This window comes from Stenotrophomonas maltophilia (assembly GCF_023518235.1).
GTDB lineage: Bacteria > Pseudomonadota > Gammaproteobacteria > Xanthomonadales > Xanthomonadaceae > Stenotrophomonas.
Genome location: NZ_CP090423.1, coordinates 2,121,526 through 2,144,431, shown reverse-complemented (window position 1 = coordinate 2,144,431; position 22,906 = coordinate 2,121,526). Strand labels below are relative to the sequence as shown.

Below are 22,906 nucleotides of genomic sequence, written 5' to 3'. Positions count from 1 at the left end.
TCTTTGTCCATACAAATACGCAGCCGGCAGGGAAACCGGTGCGCCAATCCCGATAAACAATGCCCGCGAAGCCTGCTAGGATTGGCGCTTCGCTTCAATCAACCCGGCCGTGGGATCGGCCCCGGAGACTCTCTGAATGACCCGTATTATCGAGTTCCTGATCGCCTTGGGGATCGTGGCTGGCCTGTTCGTCATCATTGGCGTGTGTCTGCCGGGCGAGCGTCACATCACCGAAAGCATCGAGACCAACCGCAAGATGACGATCGTGTACGACACGGTCAGCAGCCTGCGCCGCTTCAAGGACTGGAACCCGCTGGTACTGCGCGATCCCGCCGTTGAACTGAAGCTGTCCGGCCCGGCCTCCGGCAAGGGCGCCACCCTCGACTTCACCTCCAAGGACCTGGGCACCGGTTCCTGGAAGATCACCGACGCCGAAGAGAACAAGCGCGTTGCGATCGCCATCGAAGACGCCACCAAGGGTCACGACAAGGTCACCACCTTCACGCTGGAGCCGACCGGCAAGGGTGGCCGTAACGTCAAGATCACCCAGGACTACTCGGTGAAGTACGGTTTCGACCTGTTCGGCCGTTATGCCGGCCTGTATGTCAGCCGCCAGATCGGCGACGACATCAAGATGGGTCTGTCGCGCATGGCCAACATGCTCGCCACCGTCCCGAACGTCGACTACCGCACCCCGGAAGCGCCGCTGACCGATCTGGCCATTGTTGAAGTGCCGGCCGAGGATCTGCTGGTGGTCAACGCCGGTAACGTCGATCGTGGCCAGGACACCATCACCAAGTCCATCAAGGACAACCAGGAGTGGATCAAGCGCGTGATGGAGGCCAATGGCCTTGAAGCCGCTGGCCCGTTCCGCATCATCACCACCGACTTCGGTCAGGAGAAGTACGCCTTCGACATCGCCCAGCCGGTGAAGAAGAAGGGTGCTGAGGGTGCCACCGCTGAAGCCCTGACCGTCAAGATCGACGGCGGCGCTCCGGTCAAGTACCTGCACGTGGCTCCGCACCGTTCGGCGCATGCGGCCTACACCGGCCACATGGCAGGTCTGGACGTGGCCCGCAATGGCCTGCGTGCCTGGGCCGTGACCTCGGGCAACGAAGTCATCGACCGTCCGTATGAATCCTGGAAGGACGGCATCGACAAGTCGTTCACCCCGGAAGGTACCTACGACATCTACTGGGCCGTCAAGTAAGCTTCGGCTGGCCCATGTAATGTTGGACACGAAAACGCGCCGCTCATTGCGGCGCGTTTTTTTTCATCCGGCGCCCGGCAAGCGGCGCTGCGCAAGGAGCCCTCATGTTCAATCTGGAACGCCGCGCACGTAAGCCCTCCCTGCTGGCCTGCCTGGGCGCGCTGTTGGCCGCGGCCTCGATCGGCCTGTCTGCCTATGCCTCGCATGGCGTGGCCGATCCGCTGGCGCAGCAGCATCTGAACATGGCAGCGCTGTATGCGTTCGCGCATGGTGCGGTGCTGGTGGCGCTCGGGCCGCGCGCACAGGGGGCGATCGCACACCTGGCGCTGTATGTGCTGCTGCTGGGCGTGCTGCTGTTCTCCGGCAGCCTGGTCGGTGGTGCGTTGTGGCAGTGGCCGACGCGGATGGCGCCGATCGGCGGCACCAGCATGATGGCCGGATGGGTATTGCTGGCGATCAATGCGTTGCGTCGTTGAGCCAGCGCCGGGCTCGCGCATTTGTAGAGTCGAGCCATGCTCGACTTCGACAAGTGCAGCCGAGCATGGCTCGGCGCCACCTCAGCCGTTGGCCGGCTTCCAGCACCAGTGCCACGGCTCGTAGACGATGCCGTGCGGGTTATCGCGCGGGTAGCTCAGCTGGAAGCCGTGTTCACCGGCATGGGCCTGCAGCCAGGCGAATGCGTCGGTCGCTTCGAACGATTCCTCGGCGGGCGCGTCCCCGGGCGTGCCGATATCCAGTGCATGGCCGCTGTGGTGCTCGCTGAAGCCCGGTGCCGCATTGACCTTCAGGATGTCGGCCACGCTCAGCCCGCGAGCGCGCTTTCGTTCGAAGATGCCCAGCTGATAGGCGTGGCTGCGGAAACCGGAAATGGCATCCAGCGCAACGCCCTCCCGCGCGGCATGCACGCGCATCCGTCGCCAGCCTTGTGCCGCGCCACGGCGCAGCCACAGCGGGCGGCCGAACCGGTCGTGGCCGGCCAGATGCAGCAGGCAGGGCTCAGGTTCCAGCGGCAGGCCACTGTCGTCGGCGTAACGCTGCGGGTCCAGGCCGAGCTGCTGCAGGCGCTGCTGCAGACCGGCCAGCGCCAGCCACTGTTCTTCCAGCGTCGCGGCGAACGGCCGTGCCAGCGGCGCATCCAGCAGTGACAGCGCTTCCTCCACGCCCGGCTCGCGCGCCAGCCGCGGCACCATGGCATGTACCCCGTGCACCAGCACGGCTGCCAGGTAGCGGCCATCGCGCTTGCGCCGCAGTACCCAGTGCGCCCGCGCCAGCAGGCGCGCATCGAGGTTGCTGCGCGCGCGCAGCAGGCCGGCCGGCCATGCTTCGATGGCCTCGGTATTGATCAGCAGGGGCGGGCGTCGTTGCATCGCCGCAGCTTACTGCCGTGGCACGGTCACGGCCACCTTGCGCAGGGCGTCCAGCAGCGCCTGCGGCCGTTCCAGGCTGAGCAGCAGCGTGCTGCCATCGCGCACCGGCAGCACCAGCACGCGGCTGCGGTCGGTCACCAGGGCAAAGCCCTTGCCGCCGCCCTGCAGGCGGAAATGGCCGGAATGGAACCCCGGCATCGAATAGCCGTTGGTCTTGAAGCGGATGGCGTAGCGCCGGTCACGGCCGAGATCGACCACTTCGGCGCGGTCCAGCTTCAGCTGCGCCACCGGCACGCGACGCCGGTACATCGTTGAACGGACGTCCAGCACGCTGCCATCGAACTCCACCCGGCGCCGGAAGAAGGCCAGGCCCAGCCCGATGCCGAGCGCGGCGATCACCACCAGGCTCCATGCCGCGCTGCCGCCCATCCGGAACCACGGCGGTGACAGGGTCACCTCCATCCACGGCGCGTTGGCACGCACCGTGTGCAACTGTGCGTAGACGCTGATGGCAAAGGCCAGCATTAGCGGCAGGACCACCCACAGCACGCGGAAGGGCGAGCTCTCCGCCACGTCGAAGCGCTTCGGGTCGCTGCCGTTCATCGCTGTGCCTTTATCCACGTGGCCACGTCATCGATCAGCGTTGCATCGACATGGCCCGGTTGCGTGTACTCCTGCAGCGAGCTGCGGCCAGTGCCGGCAATGCCGATATGGTTCAGGGCCGGATACGTGCGCCACTGCACGTTGTTGCGGGTGGCCAGCGCCTTCTGCCAAAGCATCCAGTCGGTGTCCGGCACCTGGAAGTCGCGGCCGCCGTGCAGCATCAGCAGCGGCGTGCGCAGTGCCTGTGCATCGGCGCGTGCATCAACGGCTTCGATGCTTTTCCAGAATGACTGCGGCACTCCCAGCGGCAGCTCGCTGGCGGCCACCGGCGCGGTGCCCCGTGCGGCGGCGATCTGCCTGTCGAGCGCCTCCAGGAAGGCCTGCTCCGACGCAGTGATGTCACCGTCCAGGCCCAGCAGGTAGCGGTTCTGTTCCGGCAGCAGGTCCAGCAGCGTGCGTGCCGGCGCCGCCCACAGGATCGCGCCACGCGCCTGCGGCCAGTGCCGGGCAATGCGCGGGGCGAGCATGCCGCCCTGGCTGTGGCCGAGTACGAACACGCGGCGCCCGTCGATGCGCGGGTCGGCAGCCAGTGCGGTCAGCGCGGCCACGGCATCGTCGGTGGTTTCGTCATCAACGGTGAACGTGCCGCCCTGGAAATCCTGCGGGCGGGCGAAGGTGCGTTTGTCGAAGCGCAGCACGACGATGCCCTGGCTGGCCAGGCCGCGGGCGATATCCAGGAACGGGCGGTTGCCGCCGATCGTCTCATCGCGGTCCTGCGGCCCCGAGCCATGCACAAGGACCACCGCCGGGAACGGACCCTTGCCGTTGGGCAGCGCCAGCGTGCCCGGTAGTGCGCCGCGCGGCTGCGGCACGCTGAATTCACTCTCGCCATAGTTCGCATCGGCGGGCGGCGGCGCTGCCTTGGCCGCCGGAGCCGGGCGCAGCATCAGGCCGGCCACCTTGTCCTGTGCATCCACTGCCACCTGCGCGACGACCCGGCCGCTGGCGAACTGCAGCGGCACCACCACCAGGTGCATGCCCTGCTGCGTGCTCACTTCGGCGGCACCTCGCTGCTGCAGGGTGCCCAGCGACTTCCACAGCACGCCGAGCCGGTCGGCGGGCACGGCCTGGGCCATCTGCGCGGTCAGCATCGCTTCGGCATCGGCAATCTGGCCAGCCTGCAGGTGATCCAGCAGCTGGTTGGCGACCTGCTGCGGTTCGGCGGCCAGGGCGGGGCCGGTGAGCAGGGCCAGTGACAGCATCAGCGCTCTGCGTTGCGCGGTCATGGTTACTGCTCCTTCTTGAAGACCAGCATGGCCGGGCGCATCGGCGCCGGGATGATGATGTTGACCAGCTCCCAGCCGAGCATGCCCTGGCGGGTCAGCTCGCTCTGGATGTCCTCGGCCTTGAGGACGCCCATCATCGTGGTCTTCACTTCAACGGTCTGGTAGCTCCAACGCGTGCTCATCATTCCTTGTCCTCGGCTGATGTCTTCGGTTTTGGCAGGCGCCCTGCCTTGCGCAATGCGTCGCGCAGTACGTATTCGATCTGCGCGTTGAGGCTGCGCAGCTCGTCGTCAGCCCAGCGCTGTGCCGCGGCCAGGACCTCGGCATTGATGCGCAGCGGATAGGCTTTCTTCTCACTCATGAAAACTCCTGGCGGGGCGGTGGGGCGCCCCGTTGCGAGGATGGCTCAGTACAGCGAACCGGCGTTGACGATCGGCTGGGTGCCGCGATCGGAGCACAGCACGGTCAGCAGGTTGCTGACCATGTGCGCCTTGCGTTCTTCGTCCAGCTGCACCACGCCGTTCTTCTGCAGTTCGGCCAGGGCCATTTCCACCATGCCGACGGCACCGGCCACGATGCGCGTGCGTGCGGCGATCACGGCATTGGCCTGCTGGCGCTGCAGCATCGCCTGGGCAATTTCGGCGGCGTAGGCCAGGTGGCTGATGCGGGCATCGAGCACCTGCACGCCGGCATCGGCCAGGCGCTCGGCCAGCTCGTTCTTCAGGTGCTGGGAGATCTCGCTGGCGTGGCTGCGCAGGGCCAGCTGGCCGTCCTCGTGCTGGTCGTAGGGATAGCTGGTGGCCATCGCGCGCAGTGCCGACTCGGACTGGATGTGCACGAAGCTCTCGTAGTCGTCCACGTTGTAGACCGCTTCGGAGGCGTCGACCACCTGCCAGACGATCACGGCGGCGATCTCGATCGGGCTGCCGTCCAGCTCGTTCACCTTCAGCTTGCCACTTTCGAAGTTGCGCACGCGCTGGCTGACCCGGCGCTTGGCATAGAAGGGGTTGTTCCAGCGCAGGCCGTTGTCCTTGACCGTGCCCACGTACTTGCCGAACAGGCTCAGCACGGCGGCCTGGTTGGGCTGGATGGTGTAAAGGCCGGCCAGGATGAAGACCGCAGCGACGATCACCAGCACCCCGGCCAGCATCATCAGCAGGTTCGGCGCGCCGGTGCTGGCCTTGGCCGCCACTCCCAGCACGAACAGCGCTGCGCCGGCCAATGCGGCCAGCAGGGATCCAGCCAGGGTGCCCAGGCCGTTGAGGGAGGCAAGCGACTTCTCTTTCATGGCGGTACGTCCTTGAGGGTTCGATGAAAAGATATCAAAGTGATATCAGATGTGGCGACCGTTCGTCGGAAGATCCGGGCCGGGGGCGCAGGCCGGACCGGCTAGAATGCCCACCCGTCTTCACATCGCTGCTGGAACCGCCATGGCCAAGCTTGGAACCCCGTTGTCTCCCTCCGCGACCCGTGTGCTGCTGCTGGGCTCGGGTGAACTTGGCAAGGAGGTGGCCATCGAGCTGCAGCGGCTGGGCGTGGAAGTGATCGCCGCCGATCGCTATGCCAACGCCCCGGCCATGCAGGTCGCGCACCGCTCGCACGTGATCGACATGCTCGATGCGATGGCGCTGCGCGCGCTGATCGCGCAGGAGCAGCCGCACCTGGTGGTGCCGGAGATCGAGGCGATCCACACCGAGACCCTGGTCCAGCTGGAACAGGAGCAGGGCCTGCGGGTGATCCCGACCGCACGCGCCGCACGCCTGACCATGGACCGCGAGGGCATCCGCCGCCTCGCCGCCGAGACTCTGGGCCTGCCGACCTCGCCGTACCGCTTCGTCGATACCGAGGCCGAGTACCGCGCCGCGGTCGCGGCGATCGGCCTGCCGTGTGTGGTCAAGCCGGTGATGTCCTCTTCGGGCAAGGGCCAGAGCACGCTGCGCAGCGAGGCCGACATCGCCCCGGCCTGGGACTATGCGCAGACTGGTGGCCGAGCCGGTGCCGGCCGCTGCATCGTCGAAGGTTTCATCGACTTCGATTACGAGATCACCCTGCTGACCGTGCGTCATGCCGGTGGCACCTCGTTCTGCGCGCCGATCGGCCACCTGCAGAAGGACGGTGACTACCGCGAAAGCTGGCAGCCACAGCCGATGTCGGACAAGGCACTGGCGCGCGCGGAAGAGATCTCGCGCGCGATCACCGATGACCTGGGCGGTTGGGGCCTGTTCGGCGTCGAGCTGTTCGTGAAGGGCGACGAGGTGTGGTTCAGCGAAGTGTCGCCGCGCCCGCATGACACCGGCCTGGTGACCCTGGTCTCGCAGGAACTGAGCGAGTTCGCCCTGCACGCGCGCGCCATCCTCGGCCTGCCGATTCCGCTGATCCGCCAGAGCGGTCCGTCGGCGTCGTGCGCGCTGCTGGCGCACGGTGAGGGCGTGCCGTACTTCAACAACGTCGCTGCCGCGCTGCAGGTGCCCGATACCGCCGTGCGCCTGTTCGGCAAGCCGAGCGTGCACGGCCATCGCCGCGTCGGCGTGACCCTGGCGCGCGCGGAGACCATCGACCAGGCGCGTGCCATCGCCCGCGATGCCGCCGACGCCATCGGCGTCGAACTGCGCCCTTGAAGCAAAAAGGGGACGGAGGGGATTAAGTCGTTTGTGGCACAAACGACTTAATCCCCTCCGTCCCCTTTTTCCGGTGGGTACCGACCGTTGGTCGGTACAGATTTCCGTGCAGTCGACTAACAGTCGACTTTACCGCACATCCACCCACACCAGGTGGTGGTCGCTGCCGTCGGCGATCTTCGCCTCCGGGCTTTCATTGGCCGGCCAGAAGATGCCGCTGCCGACGTACTCGAAACCGGTCGAGGGAAGTACGTAGTCCAGGCGCATGGTGCCGGACTTCGGGCCGAAATCGCCGGTGGCGTGGAACGGTGCGCCCCTGCGCGTGATGCCCTTGGCCGCATAGGCCAGACTGGTCTGCTCGCCACCGATGCTGCGCGGGGTGGGGTAGCGCAGCACACGGGCGTTCTCGATCAGTTCCACTATGGCCTCATGGCGGCCATCGCCATCGACCGGGTCGTTGTTGAGGTCACCGAGGATCACGAAGCGCGCGTCCTGCGCCAGGCCACCGCACTGGCCCTTGTCATCGCACAGCCAGGGCTTGTCACCCTTGGACAGGTATTCCTGCCACAAGCGCAGTTCGTCGTGGTTGCGCGCGGCATTGCGCTTCTCCGGACCATCGAACACCGGCGGCGTCGGGTGCGAGACCAGCGCATGCACCACGCCGGCCGGGGTCTTTACCGGCACGTCCCAATGCGACTTCGACGACAGGCGCAGCTGCGACCACACCGCATCGTTGTAGAAGCTCTGGCCGGTGCGCGGATCGACCGGGCGGATCGCACCAGGCATCGCACTCCACTTCAGCAGTTGGAAGCTGCGCACCTTGGCTTCATCGATCGGGTAGCGCGACAGCACCAGCATGCCGTACTGGCCCGGGTGCAGGCCGTAGCCCCAGGCATCGTTGCCGCGGCTGCGGCCTTCGCCGCCGACCACGCCGTTGTTGTCCAGGTCCAGCCCACTGGGCACGCCGGTGTTGACCGGAGCCAGGTAACGGTAGGCGAAGTGCAGCGGCTTGCCGCCGCCGGGCTGGGCCACTTCCAGGTAACGCTTCTGGAACAGGTCGGCAGCGCGATGGGCGTCGTCGAAGTCGAACTCGTTCAACAGCACCAGGTCCGGGCGCACCTGCTGCAGCACCGCCGCGATCTTGCGCGCGTGCTCGCTGTCACCTTCCAGTTCCTTGATCAGGCCACCGGTCTGGTCGGAGTACAGCGAGGTGTTGTAGGTGGCCAGGCGCAGCGCAGCGGACGGCTTTTCGGTCATCGCGGGGGACTTGGCGAAGGCGGGGGCGGTGGCGCCGCAGAGCAGGGCCAGGGCGAGGATCAGGGGTTTGGCGTTCATGGCCCTATTCTGCACCCGCTCCGGTGTCAGCGGTTTGTCAGCGCCCGTCCAGATCGTTGTCGAAATCGTGCCAGCGGCGGCCGTCGTAGGCCTCCAGTGGATGGAAGCGGCGCTTGTAGTCCATTTTCTGATGGCCACGGATCCAGTAGCCCAGGTACACATGGGGCAGCCCCTCGCGGCGGGCCCATTCGATCTGCTGCAGGATCGCGAAGGTGCCCAGCCCGCGCGCGGCGTGCTCCGGTTCGAAGAAGGTGTAGACCGCCGACAGGCCGTGCTCGGTGACGTCGGTCACCGCCACCCCCAGCAGCTGGCTGGGCTGACCGTCGTGGCCGGGCAGGCGCATCTCCATGAAGCGGGTGTGCGACCAGCTGCCGATCAGGAACTGCTCGAATTCGTGCGGGCCGTGGTCGTCCATGCCGCCATTGGCGTGGCGGTGCACCAGATAACGGTGGTACAGCGCGAACAGATCATCGCGGGCCGTGGCGGCGGTGATCCGCACCTCCAGGTCGGCATTGCGGGCGGCACAGCGGCGCTGGCTGCGGTCCGGGGCGAAACGCGCCACCGGGATACGCACGGCCACGCAGGCCTGGCAGTGCGCGCAGTGGGGCCGGTAGACCAGGTCGCCGCTGCGGCGGAAGCCCCAGCTCAGGGCCAGCGGGTACAGGCCGCCCAGGCGGCGGTCGTGGGGGTCCAGCACCAGGTCGCGCGCCACCCGGTCCGACCAGTACCCGCAGGGGTGCTCGCCGGTCTGGAAAAGCCGCAGTTCGTCGTCTCTGTCGCCGTGTATCGCCATGGGCACAGCATAGCCCCAGCCCGTCGCAGTAGCGGCGACTGTCCGCCGGATGAATGGAACCGGCCGCGGCGTCAACCGATGTCGCCCCCGGGCGTTGTTGTCCCCCGAGGGTGAAGTGATCACCCCGACGCAATTCCCACCCCCAGGAGTGACCTCATGATCCGTACCCCCCTGCTGCTGGCCCTGCTGCTCGGCACCTCCGCTTCCGGTATCGCGCTGGCGGCCGACACCCCGACCGCACCGGCGCAGCGCCCGGTCAAGCTGGATACCAACGGCGACGGTGTCATCGACCGCAGCGAAGCCGCTGCCAACCCGCGCCTGGCCGCGAAGTTCGACGAGCTGGACAAGAACAAGGACGGCAAGCTCTCGCGCGATGAACTGCCGCGCTGGAAGCACGGCCGCCGTGGCCATGGTGGTGAGCGCTGGGCCAAGCTGGACGTCAACAAGGACGGCCGCATCAGCCGCGAGGAAGCCAAGGCCGATCCGCGCCTGGCCGCGCGCTTCGACCAGCTTGACGTCAACAAGGACGGCTACCTGGACAAGGCCGACCGCGAACTGCGCATGAAGCAGATGCGCGATGCCTGGTTCGCCGCCGCCGACACCAACAAGGACGGCCAGTTGAGCAAGGCCGAGTTCGATGCCGCCAAGGGCCCGATGCACGGTGGCCAGCGCCACGGTGGCCAGCGTGACGGTGGCCACCGTGACGGCAGCGCGCCGAAGCCGCAGCGCTGATTCATCGCACGCTGATCGATCACGACGCCGGCGTACTGCCGGCGTCGTGCATTGCGGCCCTAGCGGCCGCCGGTATGGGCCACCGCATACAGCACGACGCCCAGCACCATGATGTTCATGGCGATGACCCCGGTACGCCCATAGAGCGATTCATACACCCAGTTGGTGCCGGTGCGCCCACGCCGCGCCGAATCGCGTGCGATCAGCGGCGCCATGATCTGCTGCAGCGGCCCCAGGCACTGGTAGTTCACCAGGCCCAGGCCGAGCACCAGCACCAGCAGATGCACCCACGTCGGGGTCTGCAGCAGTACCACCGCCAGCACCGCCAGGCAGCAGGCCATGGCGGTCCAGGTGTTCATGCGCACAAAGCGCCAGACCTGCGCACGTTCGGCATCGGTCTTGGCATAGGACAGCAGGAATCGACCGCCCAGGTAGCTGCCGATCACGCCACCGGCCACGCCACCGGCGAAGGCGCCCCACGTGCTGGCCGGAATCATGTGCAGGTAGCCCAGGGTGGCCGTGACCGAGCCCATGGCTGTACCCCCGGCCACGCTGGCGCCGCCCAGGCCCAGCTTGCTGCTGCCCACACCGACGCCGGCGCTCAGCAGGATCGCCGCGCTGGCGGTCCCGGGGGCCGCCACCAGCACCATCGACACCACGGCGGTGGCGAACGCTGCACTGGGTGCGCTGCTGCGGGCGAACTCGCCGAAGCGCTGCAGCAGGCCTTCGCGGACCTGGCCGCGGGCGCGTGACAGGCGCTTGCGCACCGCCGCGTCGCTGAGCCCGAGCAGATCGGCCACCTGCTGCGAGCGCTGCCCTTCGCGGTAGTACAGCAGCAGCACCTCACGGCTGTCGGCGGGCAGGGCGGAGATGATGTCCTCGGCGGCGATCTCTTCTTCCACACGCTGCAGCCGGTCGGCTGTGCTCGGCGACGGATCGGCGGCCATGCCCAGCGCCACTTCGGCCGCCTCACCGGTGAGGGGCCGGCCACGTTGCGCACGCAACCAGTCGCGGGCCAGGTTGCGGGTGATCTGCCGCAGCCACGGCAGGAAGCTGGTCGAGCTGCGCAGCTGGTGCAGCTGCTGCCAGCCTTTCACGAAGGCTTCCTGGGCGATGTCCTCGCTGGCCTGGCGGTCACGGGTGATGGCCAGGGCGATGGCGGTGACCGTGTTCTGGCAGGCCAGCACGATGCGCCCATAGGCGTGCTGGCAGCCGCTGGCGGCGGCCGGCAGTTCGCGTTCCAGGGTCTGGTCGATCGATGCGGCGAACGTCGTCATGGCAGCGGTTCTCCTGCTGGGATTGTGTCCCATGACGGAGCCGCGCGCTCAATGTGACCGGCCGTCCACACGGTTAATGCCGGCCAGCGGCCGGCATTAACCGTGAGTCAGGTCGAGGGCTGGATGCGGACCCGGACTTCTTCCTCTTCCGGCGCGGCCTGCGGGGCCGGTTGTGCCTGCTGCGGCTGGGCCTGCGGGGCAGGGGCGGGCGCGGCCGGTGCCGGGGCGCCACGGTGGCGCAGGCCGATCACCAGCGCCACGCCGGCGATCACCACCAGCAGCGCGATGCGGATGCGCCAGGCCCAGCTGCGGCCACCGCCACCCTGTTCCGGCGCGTCGCGGAAGGCGAATTCGGCGGTCGGGTGGTCGCGACGGGTGGTATCGAGCAGGCGCGCCTCGCGCAGGATTTCGCGCGCGCGTGGCTGGTCGTCGGCACGTACGATCCACACCGCCGGATAGGCGCTGGCATTGCCCAGATCGGTATAGCTGAACTGGCCCCGGCGGCGGGTCTTGTACGAGCGCCCGTTGGTCACCTTGACCTCGATACCGTGCCCGCGCAGGAGCTCGGCCACGCCTTCGACGGTTTCCACGCGCTGGCTGCTGAAAATCTGGCGCATCGGTTTACTCCTTGGCCGGCACGGCGGCGGCCGCGGCCTGGTCCGGAACGACCCGGATCAGGCCTTCCTGCGCGGTGCTGGCCACCAGCACGCCGTTGCGGGTAAAGAACTGGCCACGGGCCAGCCCGCGCGAATCCTGCGCGCTGGGGCTGTCCAGCGAGTACAGCAGCCAGTCATCGGCACGGAACGGGCGGTGGAACCAGATGGCGTGGTCGAGCGAGGCCATCTGCACGTGCGGGTGGTAGTAGCTGATGCCGTGCGGGAAGGTCGCCGTGCCGAGCAGATGGAAATCGGACGCGTAGGCCAGCAGTGCCTGGTGCAGTTCGGGCGCATCGCCGACCGGCTCGCTCAGGCGCATCCACACCTGGTGATAGGGTGGGCGCTTGGGTGGGTTCAGTTCGTCACGTGGGTAGACATGGCGGAACTCGAACGGGCCACCGCGCGACAGCCAGCGCTGCACCTTGATCGGCAGGCGTTCGAGCACTTCGGCCGGCAGCGGGCGGTTCGGCTCGATGTCTTCCGGCTGCGGCACTTCAGGCATCTTGTGCTGGTGCTCAGCACCGGTCTCGGCCTGCTGGAACGAGGCGGCGCAGAAGAAGATCACCTTGCCGTGCTGGATCGCGGTGACCCGGCGCACCGAGAAGCTGCCACCGTCGCGGGTGCGGTCCACGTCGTAGACGATCGGGTGGTCGATGTTGCCGGCGCGCAGGAAATAGGCGTGCAGCGAATGCACGTGGCGGCCGTTGTCGACCGTGGCCTGTGCAGCGGCCAGCGCCTGACCCAGCACCTGTCCGCCGAACACGTACTTGGTTCCGATATCGCGGCTCTGCCCGCGGAACAGGTTGTCCTCCAGCCGCTCCAGCGTGAGCAGGTCGATCAGCTCGGAGACGACGGGTTCGGGCGTGTCGTTCAAGGGGGCGGCCACAGCAGGGAAAGAGAGCCTGATTATACCGGTCAGGGGTCAGATCCCTTTCGCATCGCGAAAGGGATCTGATCCCGCCGCCGTGCGCCGGCCGATCATCGGTAGTGCCGGCCGCTGGCCGGCAACCTCATGATTCTCTTGGGGGGCGTGGTTGTCGGCCAGCGGCCGGCACTACCGTTTACTTGCCCAGCCGGGCCACCAGCGCCTGCAGTGCGTTCTGTGCGTCCGGGGCGAACCAGGCTTCGACAAAGCGGTCGAGCTGGATCAGGTCCGGGTGCAAGGCTTCGTGCAGATCGGCGCGGGCGACCGCGCGGGTCAGCAGCATCGGCTGGCGCGGCTGCTTCAGCAGGTTCTGCAGCCAGGCCACCGCGCGCGCCACCACCAGGTCGCCCTCGGCCAGCTCATCGACCAGGCCGATCTGCAGTGCCTGTTCGGCCGGCACCAGCGAGCCGGTGGTCAGCAGCACGCCGGCACGGTGCACGCCGACCGCACGGCGCAGCAGGCGCTGGATGCCTTCCGGCGCGATCAGGCCCACCTGCACTTCGTTCAGGCCGATGGCATACGGACGCGACGGATCGGCGCTGCGCGCCATCACCCGGTAGTCGCAGCACAGGGCCAGCACGCAGCCGCCGGCCGGCGCATGGCCGGTGATCGCCGCGACCACCGGAATGCGGCTCTCGGCCAGGGTGCGCACGGCGCCGAAAAATGCGTTCCAGGTGTCCAGCAGCTTGTGCTTGTCATCGCCGTGCGAGAGCAGGTGCGGCACGTCCATGCCGCCGGTGAAGACGCGCTCGCTGCCCGAGAGCACGATGCCGTGCGCGTCTTCGGCCATGGCCAGCTCGATGGCGTGGATCAACTGCCGGCACAGTTCGGTATCCAGGGCATTGACCGGCGGCCGCGCCAGGCGCAGTTCGCGGATGGGGCCATGGTTGATCACCTCGATGAGCGTCGTCATGCTGCGGTCTCGTTGCGAAGAAGGAACCTGGGCGATGATAACCAAACCATTCGTTGGCGTATTGTTGATGATGTGTGCGGCCGCAGCATCGGCGTCCGCCGCCGGGACGACGTGTGTCACCGTCGAGCGGGGCTGGGCGCGGTTGCCGCCGAATCCGGCGATGCCGATGACCGCCGGCTACGGCGTGATCCGCAACGGCTGTGGCAAGGCGGTGGTGATCACCGGCGCAAGCAGCGCGGTGTTTGGTGATGTGTCGCTGCACGAAACCACCATCGTCGATGGGGTCAGCCGGATGCGCGCGATCGAACGCCTGCCGCTGGCACCGGGTGCGCGTGCCGAACTCAAGCCCGGTGGCCTGCACCTGATGCTGATGCAGGGCCAGGGCGCGCTGAAGGAGGGGCAGGCGCTGCCGCTGCGGTTGCAGCTGGAAGGCGGCGGCGAAGCGAGTACAACGTTGATCGTACGCAAGGCCGCGCCGTAGCGCGACGCCCGTTTCGCCGGGCATGGCCCGGCGCTACCGGTGATGATCCGGTGGTCATGCCCGGCGGGGTGTTACGTCCAGTCGTACGAGAACAGCACCGTGCGGCTCACCGGTTCGTACAACATCACGATGGCATCGGCACCGGTTGCGCACCAGTTGTAGCCAGCTACGTCGGCCACGGCGAAGAACTTGTTGCCATTGCGGGTGATGATCACCGTTTCTGCATCGTCCGCAGCGTTGGGGTCATCGGCAGCGTCGGTGAAGCCAAGCTCGAAGGCGGCGGGAATCTCTGCGGTCTCGGTCCAGTTGCCGAAACCAATCTGTCCACCCAGCGTATCCAGGTAGTCACGCTCGCTGGCCTCGCCCTTGCCGTAGCGCGAGTAGCAGGCCAGGCGGCCCTGCGCGGCATGGTAGTCACGCGCCTTGGCGTAACTCTCGCGCATCTGCGCGATGTGCTCCTGCGCGTCCTTGTCCTGCGCGGCATCGCCGATGAAATAGCCCTCATTGCCGAGGAAGCGCATCTGGTTGCCGGCGGTCAGCTCGAAAGCGATCCAGTTGCTGCCGGTAAATTCGTTGTGGTGTTCTTCGGTGTCGTCACCGATGCAGCCTTCATACGGCTCGATAGGGCACAGCATCGTCGCTACCTGGCCGGCCAGTTCCGGCCGCAGCACACCCAGATCGATCTTCAACAGCGGCAGCAGGTGCTGGCCGAGCCACGACTGATCGTCAGGGAAGACATCGGTGGGGAAGGCGACCATGTCGGGCAGCAGGTCGCGCAGTTCGGTGTGGTGGATCATGTCAGTCCTTTGAACAGAGTGGGTAGTGCCGGCCGCTGGCCGGCAGCCTCATTGCCGCCGAAGCGTGCCGACCCAGGTCGGCACCCACCAGGGCATTTCAGGTGGACGCGCTGCGGATCGCGTCCGGCAGCGGTGCGCTCTTGCCGGTCTGGGTATCCATCCAGACCACCACCACGTTGCCGTCCGAATACAGCTTCGAATCGTCCTGCTGGTCGACGATGCGGTGGCCGATGGTCACGCTGCTGTTGCCCAGGCGCTCGACGAACAGTTCAACGAGGATGTCGTTGGGCCACACGATCGGCAGGCGGTAGTTGACGTTGGTCGCGGCCACCACCGGGGCGATGCGGTCGGTCATCGACACGCCGTCCACGCCCAGCATCCAGCGCACGCGCGCTTCCTCCAGGTAGGAGATGTACTTGGCGTTGTTGACGTGGCCCATGCTGTCCATGTCGCGCCAGCGCACACTGATCGGGATGCGGGCCAGGATCTTGTGTTCGCTGCTCATCATGCGTCCTTCTTCTTGCTGGCCGTGGCACTCTTGCTGGCCTTGCCGGTGCTTTTGGCGGCCACCGCCTTCTTCGCCGGCTTGGCGACCTTCTCAGGCTTCACCTTGCGCGGCGGGCGGGCGTCGGGCTTGTTGGCCACGGCGGCCGGCTGCTCCGGGCGCGCGCTGGTGGAGGGCAACATGCGCGCCAGGAACTGGCCGGTGTACGACTGCGGGCAGGCCGCCACGTCTTCCGGCGTGCCGGTGACCAGGATGGTGCCACCGCGATGGCCACCTTCCGGGCCCAGGTCGACGATCCAGTCGGCAGTCTTGATCACGTCCAGGTTGTGCTCGATCACCACCACCGTGTTGCCTTCGTCGCGCAGCTTGTGCAGCACGCCCAGCAGCGCTTCGATGTCGTGGAAGTGCAGGCCGGTGGTCGGCTCGTCGAGGATGTACAGGGTGCGGCCGGTATCGCGGCGCGACAGTTCCTTGGACAGCTTCACGCGCTGCGCTTCACCACCGGACAGCGTGGTCGCGCTCTGGCCCAGCTTGATGTAACTCAGGCCGACGTCGACCAGGGTTTCCAGCTTTCGTGCGATCGACGGCACCGGCTCGAACAGCTTCAGTGCATCCTCGACGGTCATTTCCAGCACGTCGTTGATGTTGAAGCCCTTGTACAGGATCTCCAGCGTCTCGCGGTTGTAGCGCTTGCCGTGGCAGACATCGCACGGCACGTACACGTCCGGCAGGAAGTGCATCTCGACCTTGATCAGGCCATCGCCCTGGCACGCTTCGCAGCGGCCACCCCGCACGTTGAAGCTGAAGCGCCCCGGCGAATAGCCGCGCGCACGTGCTTCGGGCACCTGCGCGAACAGTTCGCGCAACGGGGTGAACAGGCCGGTGTAGGTGGCCGGGTTCGAACGCGGAGTGCGGCCGATCGGCGACTGGTCGATGTCCACCACCTTGTCGAACAGGTCCAGGCCATCGATCTCCTTGTAGGGAGCGATCGGGTGCGAGGCGCCGTTGATCTCGTTGGCGGCCAGCGAGAACAGGGTGTCGTTGATCAGGGTCGACTTGCCCGAGCCGGACACGCCGGTCACGCAGGTCAGCAGGCCCGACGGAATCGCCAGGTCCACGCCCTTCAGGTTGTTGCCGCTGGCACCGCGCAGGTGCAGGGTCATCTTCGGGTTCGGCTTGTGCCGGCGCGCCGGAATCTCGATCGCGCGCTTGCCCGACAGGTACTGGCCGGTCAGCGAGCGCGGTGCCTCCAGGATGTCCTGCAGGGTGCCCTGGCCGACGATCTCGCCGCCGTGCACACCCGCGCCCGGTCCGATGTCCAGCACGTAGTCGGCCAGCCGGATCGCGTCCTCGTCGTGCTCGACCACGATCACCGTGTTGCCGAGGTCGCGCAGGCGGGTGAGGGTGCCGAGCAGGCGTTCGTTGTCGCGCTGGTGCAGGCCGATCGACGGCTCATCGAGCACGTACATCACCCCGACCAGGCCGGCGCCGATCTGGCTGGCCAGGCGGATGCGCTGCGCCTCGCCACCGGACAGGGTGTCGGCCTTGCGCTCCAGGGTCAGGTAATCCAGGCCCACATCGACCAGGAAGCCGAGGCGTTCGCCGATTTCCTTGACGATCTTCGAGGCGATTTCGCCGCGCCAGCCCGGCAGGCTCAGTTCACTGAAGAACTTCAGCGCTTCATCGATCGGCAGCACCACCAGATCCGGCAGCGGACGATCGGCCACGAACACGTTGCGCGCCGCCTTGTTCAGGCGCGCACCATGGCATTCCGGGCACGGCTGTTCGCTGATGTACTTGGACAGTTCCTCGCGCACCGCCGGCGACTCGGTTTCCTTGTAGCGGCGTTCGAGGTTGGGAATGATGCCCTCGAAGCGGTGCTTGCGCTGGGTGCGGCCACCGGCTTCGGTGAAGTAGGTGAAGGTGATCGCCTCATCGCCGCTGCCATACAGCACGGCCTGCTGCACGTTCTCCGGCAGCGAGTTCCACGCCGCGTCGACGTCGAACTTGTAGTGCTTGGCCAGCGAGGCGATCAGCTGGAAGTAGTAGGCGTTGCGGCGGTCCCAGCCGCGCACCGCACCGGCGGCCAGCGACAGCTCGGGGTGCACCACCACGCGCGAGGGATCGAAGAATTCGGCCATGCCCAGGCCATCGCAGCCGGGGCAGGCGCCCATCGGTGCGTTGAACGAGAACAGCCGTGGTTCCAGTTCCGGCAGCGAGTAATCGCAGACCGGGCAGGAGTACTTGGAGGAGAACAGCGTCGGCGCGGTACCGGCGTTGTCCAGGCTCTGCACCGAGGCCATGCCGTCGCCCAGTTTCAGCGCGGTCTCGAAGCTCTCGGCCAGGCGCTGCTTGATGTCCTCGCGCGGGCGGAAGCGGTCGATCACCGCCTCGATGGTGTGCTTCTGGCGCAGCGCCAGCGGCGGCACCGCGTCGATCTCATGCAGCTCGCCATCCACGCGTACGCGCACGAAGCCCTGTGCACGCAGCTGGTCGAACACCTGCGCATGCTCGCCCTTGCGGTCGCGGATGACCGGCGCCAGCAGCATGTAGCGCTGTTCCGGGTCGAGGGTTAGCACCTGGTCGACCATCTGGCTGACCGTCTGTGCTTCCAGCGGGTAGCCGTGGTCGGGGCAGCGCGGGGTGCCGACGCGCGCATACAGCAGGCGCAGGTAGTCGTAGATCTCGGTGATCGTGCCGACCGTCGAACGCGGGTTGTGCGAGGTCGACTTCTGCTCGATCGAGATGGCCGGGGACAGGCCTTCGATGTGGTCCAGGTCCGGCTTTTCCATCACGCTCAGGAACTGGCGCGCATAGGCCGACAGCGACTCGACGTAGCGGCGCTGGCCTTCTGCATAGATGGTGTCGAACGCCAGCGAGGACTTGCCCGAGCCGGACAGGCCGGTGATCACGATCAGCTTGTCGCGGGGCAGGTCGAGGTCGAGGTTCTTCAGGTTGTGCGTCCGCGCGCCGCGGATGCGGATGAAATCCATCGCCATGGGGGATCCGGTTGTGGGGGCGTTGGCTGGGTGCCGGGCCAGCGGGGAACGGCAATCGGTCAGCCTACCGAGGTGACCAGATGGGGGCAATGGGCGACAATGCCAGCCCGGTGTCTCACCCTGTGAGACAGGCCGACAGGCAGGGGTCAGATCCCTTTTCACAACGTGAAAAGGATCTGACCCCGTTCTGGCCCGCGCCCCAAGCCCGTTCAGGGGTTGACTTGACCCCCGCCCGCTGATCTGCGTACAATCCCGCTCCTGTCCGCCCTCGATGGCGGCAGCTCAGACCACAATAACTACAGAGGAAGGCCTGGTCATGTACGCAGTACTGGTCACCGGCGGTAAGCAATACCGCGTGGCGCAGGGCGAAAAGCTCCGCATTGAAAAGCTCGAAGTCGAAGTCGGCAGCGAGATCAAGTTTGACAACATCCTGATGCTGGGTGACAGCGACGGCGTGAAGCTGGGCGATGCGCTGAAGGGCGCTGCCGTCACCGCCAAGGTCCTGTCCCAGGGTCGTGCTGACAAGGTCCGGATCATCAAGTTCCGTCGCCGCAAGCACCACATGAAGCGTCAGGGTCACCGTCAGTACTACACCGAAATCGAGATCACCGGCATCGCCGGCTAAGTATCAGGAGAAGCAGTCATGGCACATAAAAAGGGCGTAGGCTCCTCGCGCAACGGTCGCGACTCCAACCCGAAGTACCTGGGCGTCAAGATCTTCGGCGGCCAGGCCATCGAAGCCGGCAACATCATCGTGCGTCAGCGCGGCACCCAGTTCCACCCGGGTTCCGGCGTTGGCCTGGGCCGTGACCACACCCTGTTCGCCCTGGTGGACGGCAAGGTGGAGTTCTCGGTCAAGGGCGCCAAGAAGCGCCGCACCGTCAGCATCGTCTCGGCCGACGCCTGATCCAGGCATCGCCGGCACCCGTGCTACGGCAGGGTGGTGCTGGATGAAGAGCACGTTGCATGGAGAGCCCCGCTTCGGCGGGGCTTTTCGTTAGAGTGAACGCAAGACCGGCTGTGCCGGGTTGCCGGCCCGCGGCCGGCATGACATTCAAGGCGGCGGCCCGCAGGCTGCGCCCATCGCAGGCATCGAAACAATGAAACTGGTAGACGAAGCAGAAATCGAAGTGTTCGCCGGCAACGGCGGCAACGGCTGCATTGGCTTCCGTCGCGAGAAGTTCATTCCGCTCGGCGGCCCGGACGGCGGCGACGGCGGTGCCGGCGGCAGCGTGTACATCCGCGCCGACGAGAACCTGAACACCCTGGTCGACTTCCGCCATGACCGCATCTTCAAGGCGCAGCGCGGCGAGAACGGCATGGGCCGCCAGGCCTATGGCAAGGGCGGCGAAGACCTGACCATCACCGTGCCGGTAGGCACCGTGGTGATCAACGTCGCCACCGACGAAGTCATCGGCGACCTGACCCAGCACGGCGATCGCCTGCTGGTGGCCAAGGGTGGCCGTGGTGGCCTGGGCAACATGCACTTCAAGAGCTCGACCAACCGCTCGCCGCGCCAGGCGCTGCCGGGCGAGCCGGGCGAAGAGCGCACCCTGAAGCTGGAACTGAAGCTGCTGGCCGACGTCGGCCTGCTGGGCTTCCCCAACGCTGGCAAGAGCACCCTGATCCGTGCCGTTTCGGCGGCGACGCCGAAGGTGGCCGATTACCCGTTCACCACGCTGTACCCGAACCTGGGTGTGGTGAAGGTGGAGAATTACCGCAGCTTCGTGATCGCCGATATTCCCGGCCTGATCGAAGGCGCGGCGGATGGCGCCGGCCTCGGTGCGCAGTTCCTGCGTCACCTGCAGCGCACGCGCCTGCTGCTGCACCTGGTGGACATTTCACCGATGGAAGGTGGCGTGGAAGGTATTTCGCCGGTGGAGCAGGTGCGTGCGATCGAGCGCGAGCTGGAGAAGCACGACCCGGAGCTGCTGGAAAAGCCGCGCTGGCTGGTGCTGAACAAGGCCGACCTGATGTTCGAGGACGAGGCCAAGGCCGCGGCCGAGCAGATCGTGGCCGAGCTGGGCTGGAAGGAGCCGTGGTTCCTGGTCTCCGCGCTGGGCCGCGAAGGGACCTTCCCGATCATGAGCCGGATCATGGCGTTCTTCGATCGCCAGAAGGAAGACGAGCTGGAAGCCCGCAACGCGCAATGATGCCGTTGTGGTTCCGTGCAAGAAACCCGGCTTCGGCCGGGTTTTTTTGTTGGTAGTGCCGGCCGCTGGCTGGCAATCCCGGTGAACTGCCGGCCAGCGGCCGGCACTACCGGTCCTGCGGACCCCGGGGATCGCACGAATCGCAGGCAACAAAAAACCCGGCCGGGGCCGGGTTCTTGTCTGCTGCCCGGCCCCGAAGGGCAGGGCGGCAACGCCGGATCAGGCGGCCTTGAGGGCCTTGATGCGGTCGTTCAGGCGGCTCTTATGACGAGCAGCCTTGTTCTTGTGGATCAGGCCACGCGCGCTGAAGCGATCCAGGATCGGCTGGGCAACGGCGAAGGCGGCTTCGGCGCCGGCGGCATCGTTGGCGTCCAGCGCCTTGATCACTTTCTTGACAGCGGTGCGCAGCATCGAGCGCTGAGCCACGTTGCGCGCGTTGCGCACGACGGTCTGCTTGGCGCGCTTCTTGGCGGACTTGATATTGGCCACGGTGGTGGTTTCCTGAAAAAATCGGTGTTATGGGAACAGCAAGCTAGCTAGTATGATGGCGTAAGAAATGCACGTCAAGTCGATTGTCAAGAGGGACGCTGAGTGAGTTCACCCAAGTTGTTGCGGGGCCTGCTGTCGTTCAGCAGCATGACCATGGTCTCGCGCGTTCTCGGACTTGTCCGGGACTTCGTGGTGACCACCACGTTCGGCACCAACGCCATCACTGATGCTTTCTGGGTCGCGTTCAGGGTACCCAATTTCCTGCGCCGTTTGTTCGCTGAGGGCTCCTTCGCCACCGCTTTCGTGCCGGTGTTCACGGAAGTGAAGGAGACCCGCAGTCACGCCGAGCTGCGTGAACTGATGGCCCGCACCGCCGGCACCCTGGGCGGGGTGTTGATGCTGGTCACCGCGCTGGCGCTGATCTTCGCGCCGCAGCTGGCCTCGGTGTTCTCCAGTGGTGTTGATACCGACCCGGTCAAGCAGGGCCTGCTGGTCGACCTTTTCCGCCTGACCTTCCCGTTCCTGCTGTTTGTCTCGCTGACCGCACTGGCCGGTGGCGCGCTGAACAGCTTCCAGCGCTTCGCGATGCCGGCGCTGACCCCGGTCATCCTCAACCTGTGCATGATCGCCGGTGCGCTGTGGCTGGCGCCGCGGCTGGGCGGCACTCCGGAGAAGCAGATCCTGGCGCTGGGCTGGGCGGTGCTGGCCGCGGGCATCCTGCAGCTGCTGTTCCAGCTGCCGTCGCTGAAGGGCATCAACCTGCTGACCCTGCCGCGCTGGGGCTGGAGCCATCCGGGCGTGCGCAAGGTGATGACACTGATGGTGCCGACCCTTTTCGGTTCGTCGGTGGCGCAGATCAACCTGCTGCTGGACACGGTCATCGCGGCCAAGCTGACTGACGGCTCGCAGTCCTGGCTGTCGCTGGCCGATCGCTTCCTGGAGCTGCCGCTGGGCGTGTTCGGGGTGGCGCTGGGCACGGTGATCCTGCCGGCACTGGCCCGTCACCATGTCAGCACCGACCGCGAAGGCTTCTCGCGCTCGCTGGACTGGGGCCTGCGCATGACCCTGCTGATCTCGGTGCCGGCGATGCTGGGCCTGCTGCTGCTGGCCGAGCCGCTGATCGCGACGATCTTCCAGCACGGCCAGTTCAGCGCCTTCGATACCCGCATGACGGCGCTGTCGGTGTACGGCCTGAGCTTCGGCCTGCCGGCGTTCGCGCTGCTGAAGGTGGTGCTGCCGGCCTTCTACGCCCGCCAGGACACCAAGACCCCGGTACGCGCCGGCGTCGCCGCGCTGGTGGCCAACATGGTGTTCAACTTCGCTCTGCTGGCGGTGCTGTACCAGGTGATGGTGCCGGACGAGTTGAAGGCGCAGGGGGTGATGGCGGCCATCGGCAAACAGCCGGGCCTGCACCTGGCGCTGGGCATCGCCAGCGCGCTGTCCAGTTACCTGAACCTCGGCCTGCTCTGGTATTGGCTGGGCAAGACCGATGTCTACCAGCGCCGACCGGGCTGGGGCGGCTACCTGGGCCGCCTGCTGCTGGCCTGCGTGGCGATGGTTGCCGCGCTGCTGGCCCTGCTGCACTGGCTGCCGGCCTTCTCGGCGATGGGCGTGTGGGAGCGGATCGGCAGCCTGTCGCTGCTGGTCGGCGGTGGCGGTGCCACCTACGCGGTGGCCATGCTGGCGCTGGGCTTCCGCCCGCGCGACCTGCGCGGGCATTGATCACCGCTTGTGGCGGCTATACTTCAGGGTTACACCATTGAAGCG

The 22,906-nt window shown here is 66.9% G+C and carries 25 protein-coding genes; 9 read left to right on the top strand and 16 right to left on the bottom strand.

The features are described 5' to 3' along the window. The first annotated feature begins 136 nt into the window (after positions 1-136). Both LZ605_RS10115 and LZ605_RS10110 read left to right on the top strand, forming a co-directional pair. Complete coding sequence (locus LZ605_RS10115) at positions 137-1,210, top strand: SRPBCC family protein (RefSeq protein ID WP_107230198.1); 1,074 nt, start codon at positions 137-139, stop codon at positions 1,208-1,210. A 104-nt stretch (positions 1,211-1,314) separates the two neighbouring features. Beyond that, positions 1,315-1,686 carry a DUF423 domain-containing protein gene (locus tag LZ605_RS10110; RefSeq protein WP_019659313.1) on the top strand — a complete coding sequence of 124 codons (372 nt, stop codon included), beginning with the start codon at positions 1,315-1,317 and terminating at the stop codon, positions 1,684-1,686. Positions 1,687-1,767: 81 nt separating this feature from the next. Here LZ605_RS10110 and LZ605_RS10105 read toward each other — a convergent pair whose 3' ends face one another. The 6 genes from LZ605_RS10105 to LZ605_RS10080 are packed head-to-tail and all read right to left on the bottom strand — an operon-like array spanning position 1,768 to position 5,754. Continuing rightward, positions 1,768-2,577 carry a M15 family metallopeptidase gene (locus LZ605_RS10105; RefSeq protein WP_249844705.1) on the bottom strand — a complete coding sequence of 270 codons (810 nt, stop codon included), beginning with the start codon at positions 2,575-2,577 and terminating at the stop codon, positions 1,768-1,770. Positions 2,578-2,586: 9 nt separating this feature from the next. Continuing rightward, a complete protein-coding gene (locus LZ605_RS10100) occupies positions 2,587-3,180 on the bottom strand; it encodes a PH domain-containing protein (protein WP_249844704.1) in 594 nt (197 codons plus the stop codon). Continuing rightward, on the bottom strand, positions 3,177-4,466 hold the full coding sequence (locus tag LZ605_RS10095) for an alpha/beta hydrolase family protein (protein WP_249844703.1): 1,290 nt from the start codon (positions 4,464-4,466) through the stop codon (positions 3,177-3,179). Before LZ605_RS10095 ends, LZ605_RS10100 begins: the two co-directional genes overlap by 4 nt. A gap of 2 nt (positions 4,467-4,468) precedes the next feature. Beyond that, positions 4,469-4,648, bottom strand: coding sequence for a DUF4177 domain-containing protein (locus LZ605_RS10090; protein WP_107230201.1), 180 nt, complete (start codon positions 4,646-4,648; stop codon positions 4,469-4,471). Then, complete coding sequence (locus LZ605_RS10085) at positions 4,648-4,827, bottom strand: Arc family DNA binding domain-containing protein (protein ID WP_249844702.1); 180 nt, start codon at positions 4,825-4,827, stop codon at positions 4,648-4,650. Before LZ605_RS10085 ends, LZ605_RS10090 begins: the two co-directional genes overlap by 1 nt. A 45-nt stretch (positions 4,828-4,872) precedes the next feature. Then, positions 4,873-5,754: an SPFH domain-containing protein gene (locus LZ605_RS10080; RefSeq protein ID WP_057496216.1), complete on the bottom strand. Its 882-nt coding sequence runs from the start codon at positions 5,752-5,754 to the stop codon at positions 4,873-4,875. Between the two features lie 142 nt (positions 5,755-5,896). Here LZ605_RS10080 and purT point away from each other — a divergent pair, with 142 nt between their 5' ends. Then, on the top strand, positions 5,897-7,084 hold the full coding sequence (purT, locus tag LZ605_RS10075; RefSeq protein WP_249844701.1) for a formate-dependent phosphoribosylglycinamide formyltransferase: 1,188 nt from the start codon (positions 5,897-5,899) through the stop codon (positions 7,082-7,084). A 129-nt stretch (positions 7,085-7,213) separates the two neighbouring features. Here the strand turns inward: purT and LZ605_RS10070 are convergent, their stop codons facing one another. Together LZ605_RS10070 and LZ605_RS10065 are read right to left on the bottom strand one after the other, a co-directional pair. Then, positions 7,214-8,419 (bottom strand): endonuclease/exonuclease/phosphatase family protein, encoded by a 1,206-nt coding sequence (locus tag LZ605_RS10070; RefSeq protein WP_249844700.1) that lies wholly within the window; start codon positions 8,417-8,419, stop codon positions 7,214-7,216. Positions 8,420-8,456: 37 nt separating this feature from the next. Beyond that, positions 8,457-9,212: an arginyltransferase gene (locus LZ605_RS10065; RefSeq protein WP_249844699.1), complete on the bottom strand. Its 756-nt coding sequence runs from the start codon at positions 9,210-9,212 to the stop codon at positions 8,457-8,459. Positions 9,213-9,368: 156 nt separating this feature from the next. On the opposite strand from LZ605_RS10065, the gene LZ605_RS10060 reads away from it, so the two are divergent. Next, positions 9,369-9,944, top strand: coding sequence for an EF-hand domain-containing protein (locus tag LZ605_RS10060; RefSeq protein ID WP_249844698.1), 576 nt, complete (start codon positions 9,369-9,371; stop codon positions 9,942-9,944). 59 nt (positions 9,945-10,003) lie between these two features. Here the strand turns inward: LZ605_RS10060 and LZ605_RS10055 are convergent, their stop codons facing one another. From LZ605_RS10055 to LZ605_RS10040, 4 genes are all read right to left on the bottom strand, one after another. Continuing rightward, the gene (locus tag LZ605_RS10055) at positions 10,004-11,221 is read right to left on the bottom strand and encodes an RNA polymerase sigma factor (protein ID WP_249844697.1); all 1,218 of its coding nucleotides are present in this window, start codon (positions 11,219-11,221) and stop codon (positions 10,004-10,006) included. A 107-nt stretch (positions 11,222-11,328) separates the two neighbouring features. Further along, complete coding sequence (locus LZ605_RS10050; RefSeq protein ID WP_249844696.1) at positions 11,329-11,838, bottom strand: pathogenicity-like protein; 510 nt, start codon at positions 11,836-11,838, stop codon at positions 11,329-11,331. Between the two features lie 4 nt (positions 11,839-11,842). Further along, positions 11,843-12,763 (bottom strand): acyl-CoA thioesterase II, encoded by a 921-nt coding sequence (tesB, locus tag LZ605_RS10045; RefSeq protein ID WP_409461101.1) that lies wholly within the window; start codon positions 12,761-12,763, stop codon positions 11,843-11,845. Between the two features lie 175 nt (positions 12,764-12,938). Further along, entirely contained in the window at positions 12,939-13,715 is a 777-nt protein-coding gene (locus LZ605_RS10040) for an enoyl-CoA hydratase/isomerase family protein (protein ID WP_249844695.1), read from the bottom strand. Positions 13,716-13,749: 34 nt separating this feature from the next. Between LZ605_RS10040 and LZ605_RS10035 the strand changes: the two genes are divergently transcribed. After that, positions 13,750-14,196: a copper chaperone PCu(A)C gene (locus LZ605_RS10035; protein WP_249844694.1), complete on the top strand. Its 447-nt coding sequence runs from the start codon at positions 13,750-13,752 to the stop codon at positions 14,194-14,196. A 71-nt stretch (positions 14,197-14,267) separates the two neighbouring features. Here the strand turns inward: LZ605_RS10035 and LZ605_RS10030 are convergent, their stop codons facing one another. From LZ605_RS10030 to uvrA, 3 genes are all read right to left on the bottom strand, one after another. Continuing rightward, positions 14,268-14,993: an enolase gene (locus LZ605_RS10030; RefSeq protein WP_249844693.1), complete on the bottom strand. Its 726-nt coding sequence runs from the start codon at positions 14,991-14,993 to the stop codon at positions 14,268-14,270. A 97-nt stretch (positions 14,994-15,090) separates the two neighbouring features. Continuing rightward, the gene (locus LZ605_RS10025; RefSeq protein WP_188218600.1) at positions 15,091-15,498 is read right to left on the bottom strand and encodes an acyl-CoA thioesterase; all 408 of its coding nucleotides are present in this window, start codon (positions 15,496-15,498) and stop codon (positions 15,091-15,093) included. After that, positions 15,498-18,497, bottom strand: a complete 3,000-nt coding sequence (gene uvrA, locus LZ605_RS10020; protein ID WP_249844692.1) for an excinuclease ABC subunit UvrA — start codon at positions 18,495-18,497, stop codon at positions 15,498-15,500. The genes LZ605_RS10025 and uvrA overlap by 1 nt, the downstream gene beginning before the upstream one ends. A gap of 316 nt (positions 18,498-18,813) precedes the next feature. On the opposite strand from uvrA, the gene rplU reads away from it, so the two are divergent. From rplU to cgtA, 3 genes are all read left to right on the top strand, one after another. Then, entirely contained in the window at positions 18,814-19,122 is a 309-nt protein-coding gene (gene rplU, locus LZ605_RS10015) for a 50S ribosomal protein L21 (RefSeq protein ID WP_005408557.1), read from the top strand. A gap of 18 nt (positions 19,123-19,140) precedes the next feature. Further along, entirely contained in the window at positions 19,141-19,404 is a 264-nt protein-coding gene (rpmA, locus tag LZ605_RS10010) for a 50S ribosomal protein L27 (protein WP_005415704.1), read from the top strand. 193 nt (positions 19,405-19,597) lie between these two features. After that, positions 19,598-20,650 carry an Obg family GTPase CgtA gene (cgtA, locus tag LZ605_RS10005; RefSeq protein WP_107230214.1) on the top strand — a complete coding sequence of 351 codons (1,053 nt, stop codon included), beginning with the start codon at positions 19,598-19,600 and terminating at the stop codon, positions 20,648-20,650. Between the two features lie 219 nt (positions 20,651-20,869). On the opposite strand, the gene rpsT is transcribed toward cgtA, so the two are convergent. Next, positions 20,870-21,139, bottom strand: coding sequence for a 30S ribosomal protein S20 (gene rpsT / locus LZ605_RS10000; protein ID WP_005408560.1), 270 nt, complete (start codon positions 21,137-21,139; stop codon positions 20,870-20,872). A gap of 117 nt (positions 21,140-21,256) precedes the next feature. Between rpsT and murJ the strand changes: the two genes are divergently transcribed. Beyond that, positions 21,257-22,861 carry a murein biosynthesis integral membrane protein MurJ gene (gene murJ / locus LZ605_RS09995; RefSeq protein WP_249844896.1) on the top strand — a complete coding sequence of 535 codons (1,605 nt, stop codon included), beginning with the start codon at positions 21,257-21,259 and terminating at the stop codon, positions 22,859-22,861. Positions 22,862-22,906: the final 45 nt, after the last annotated feature.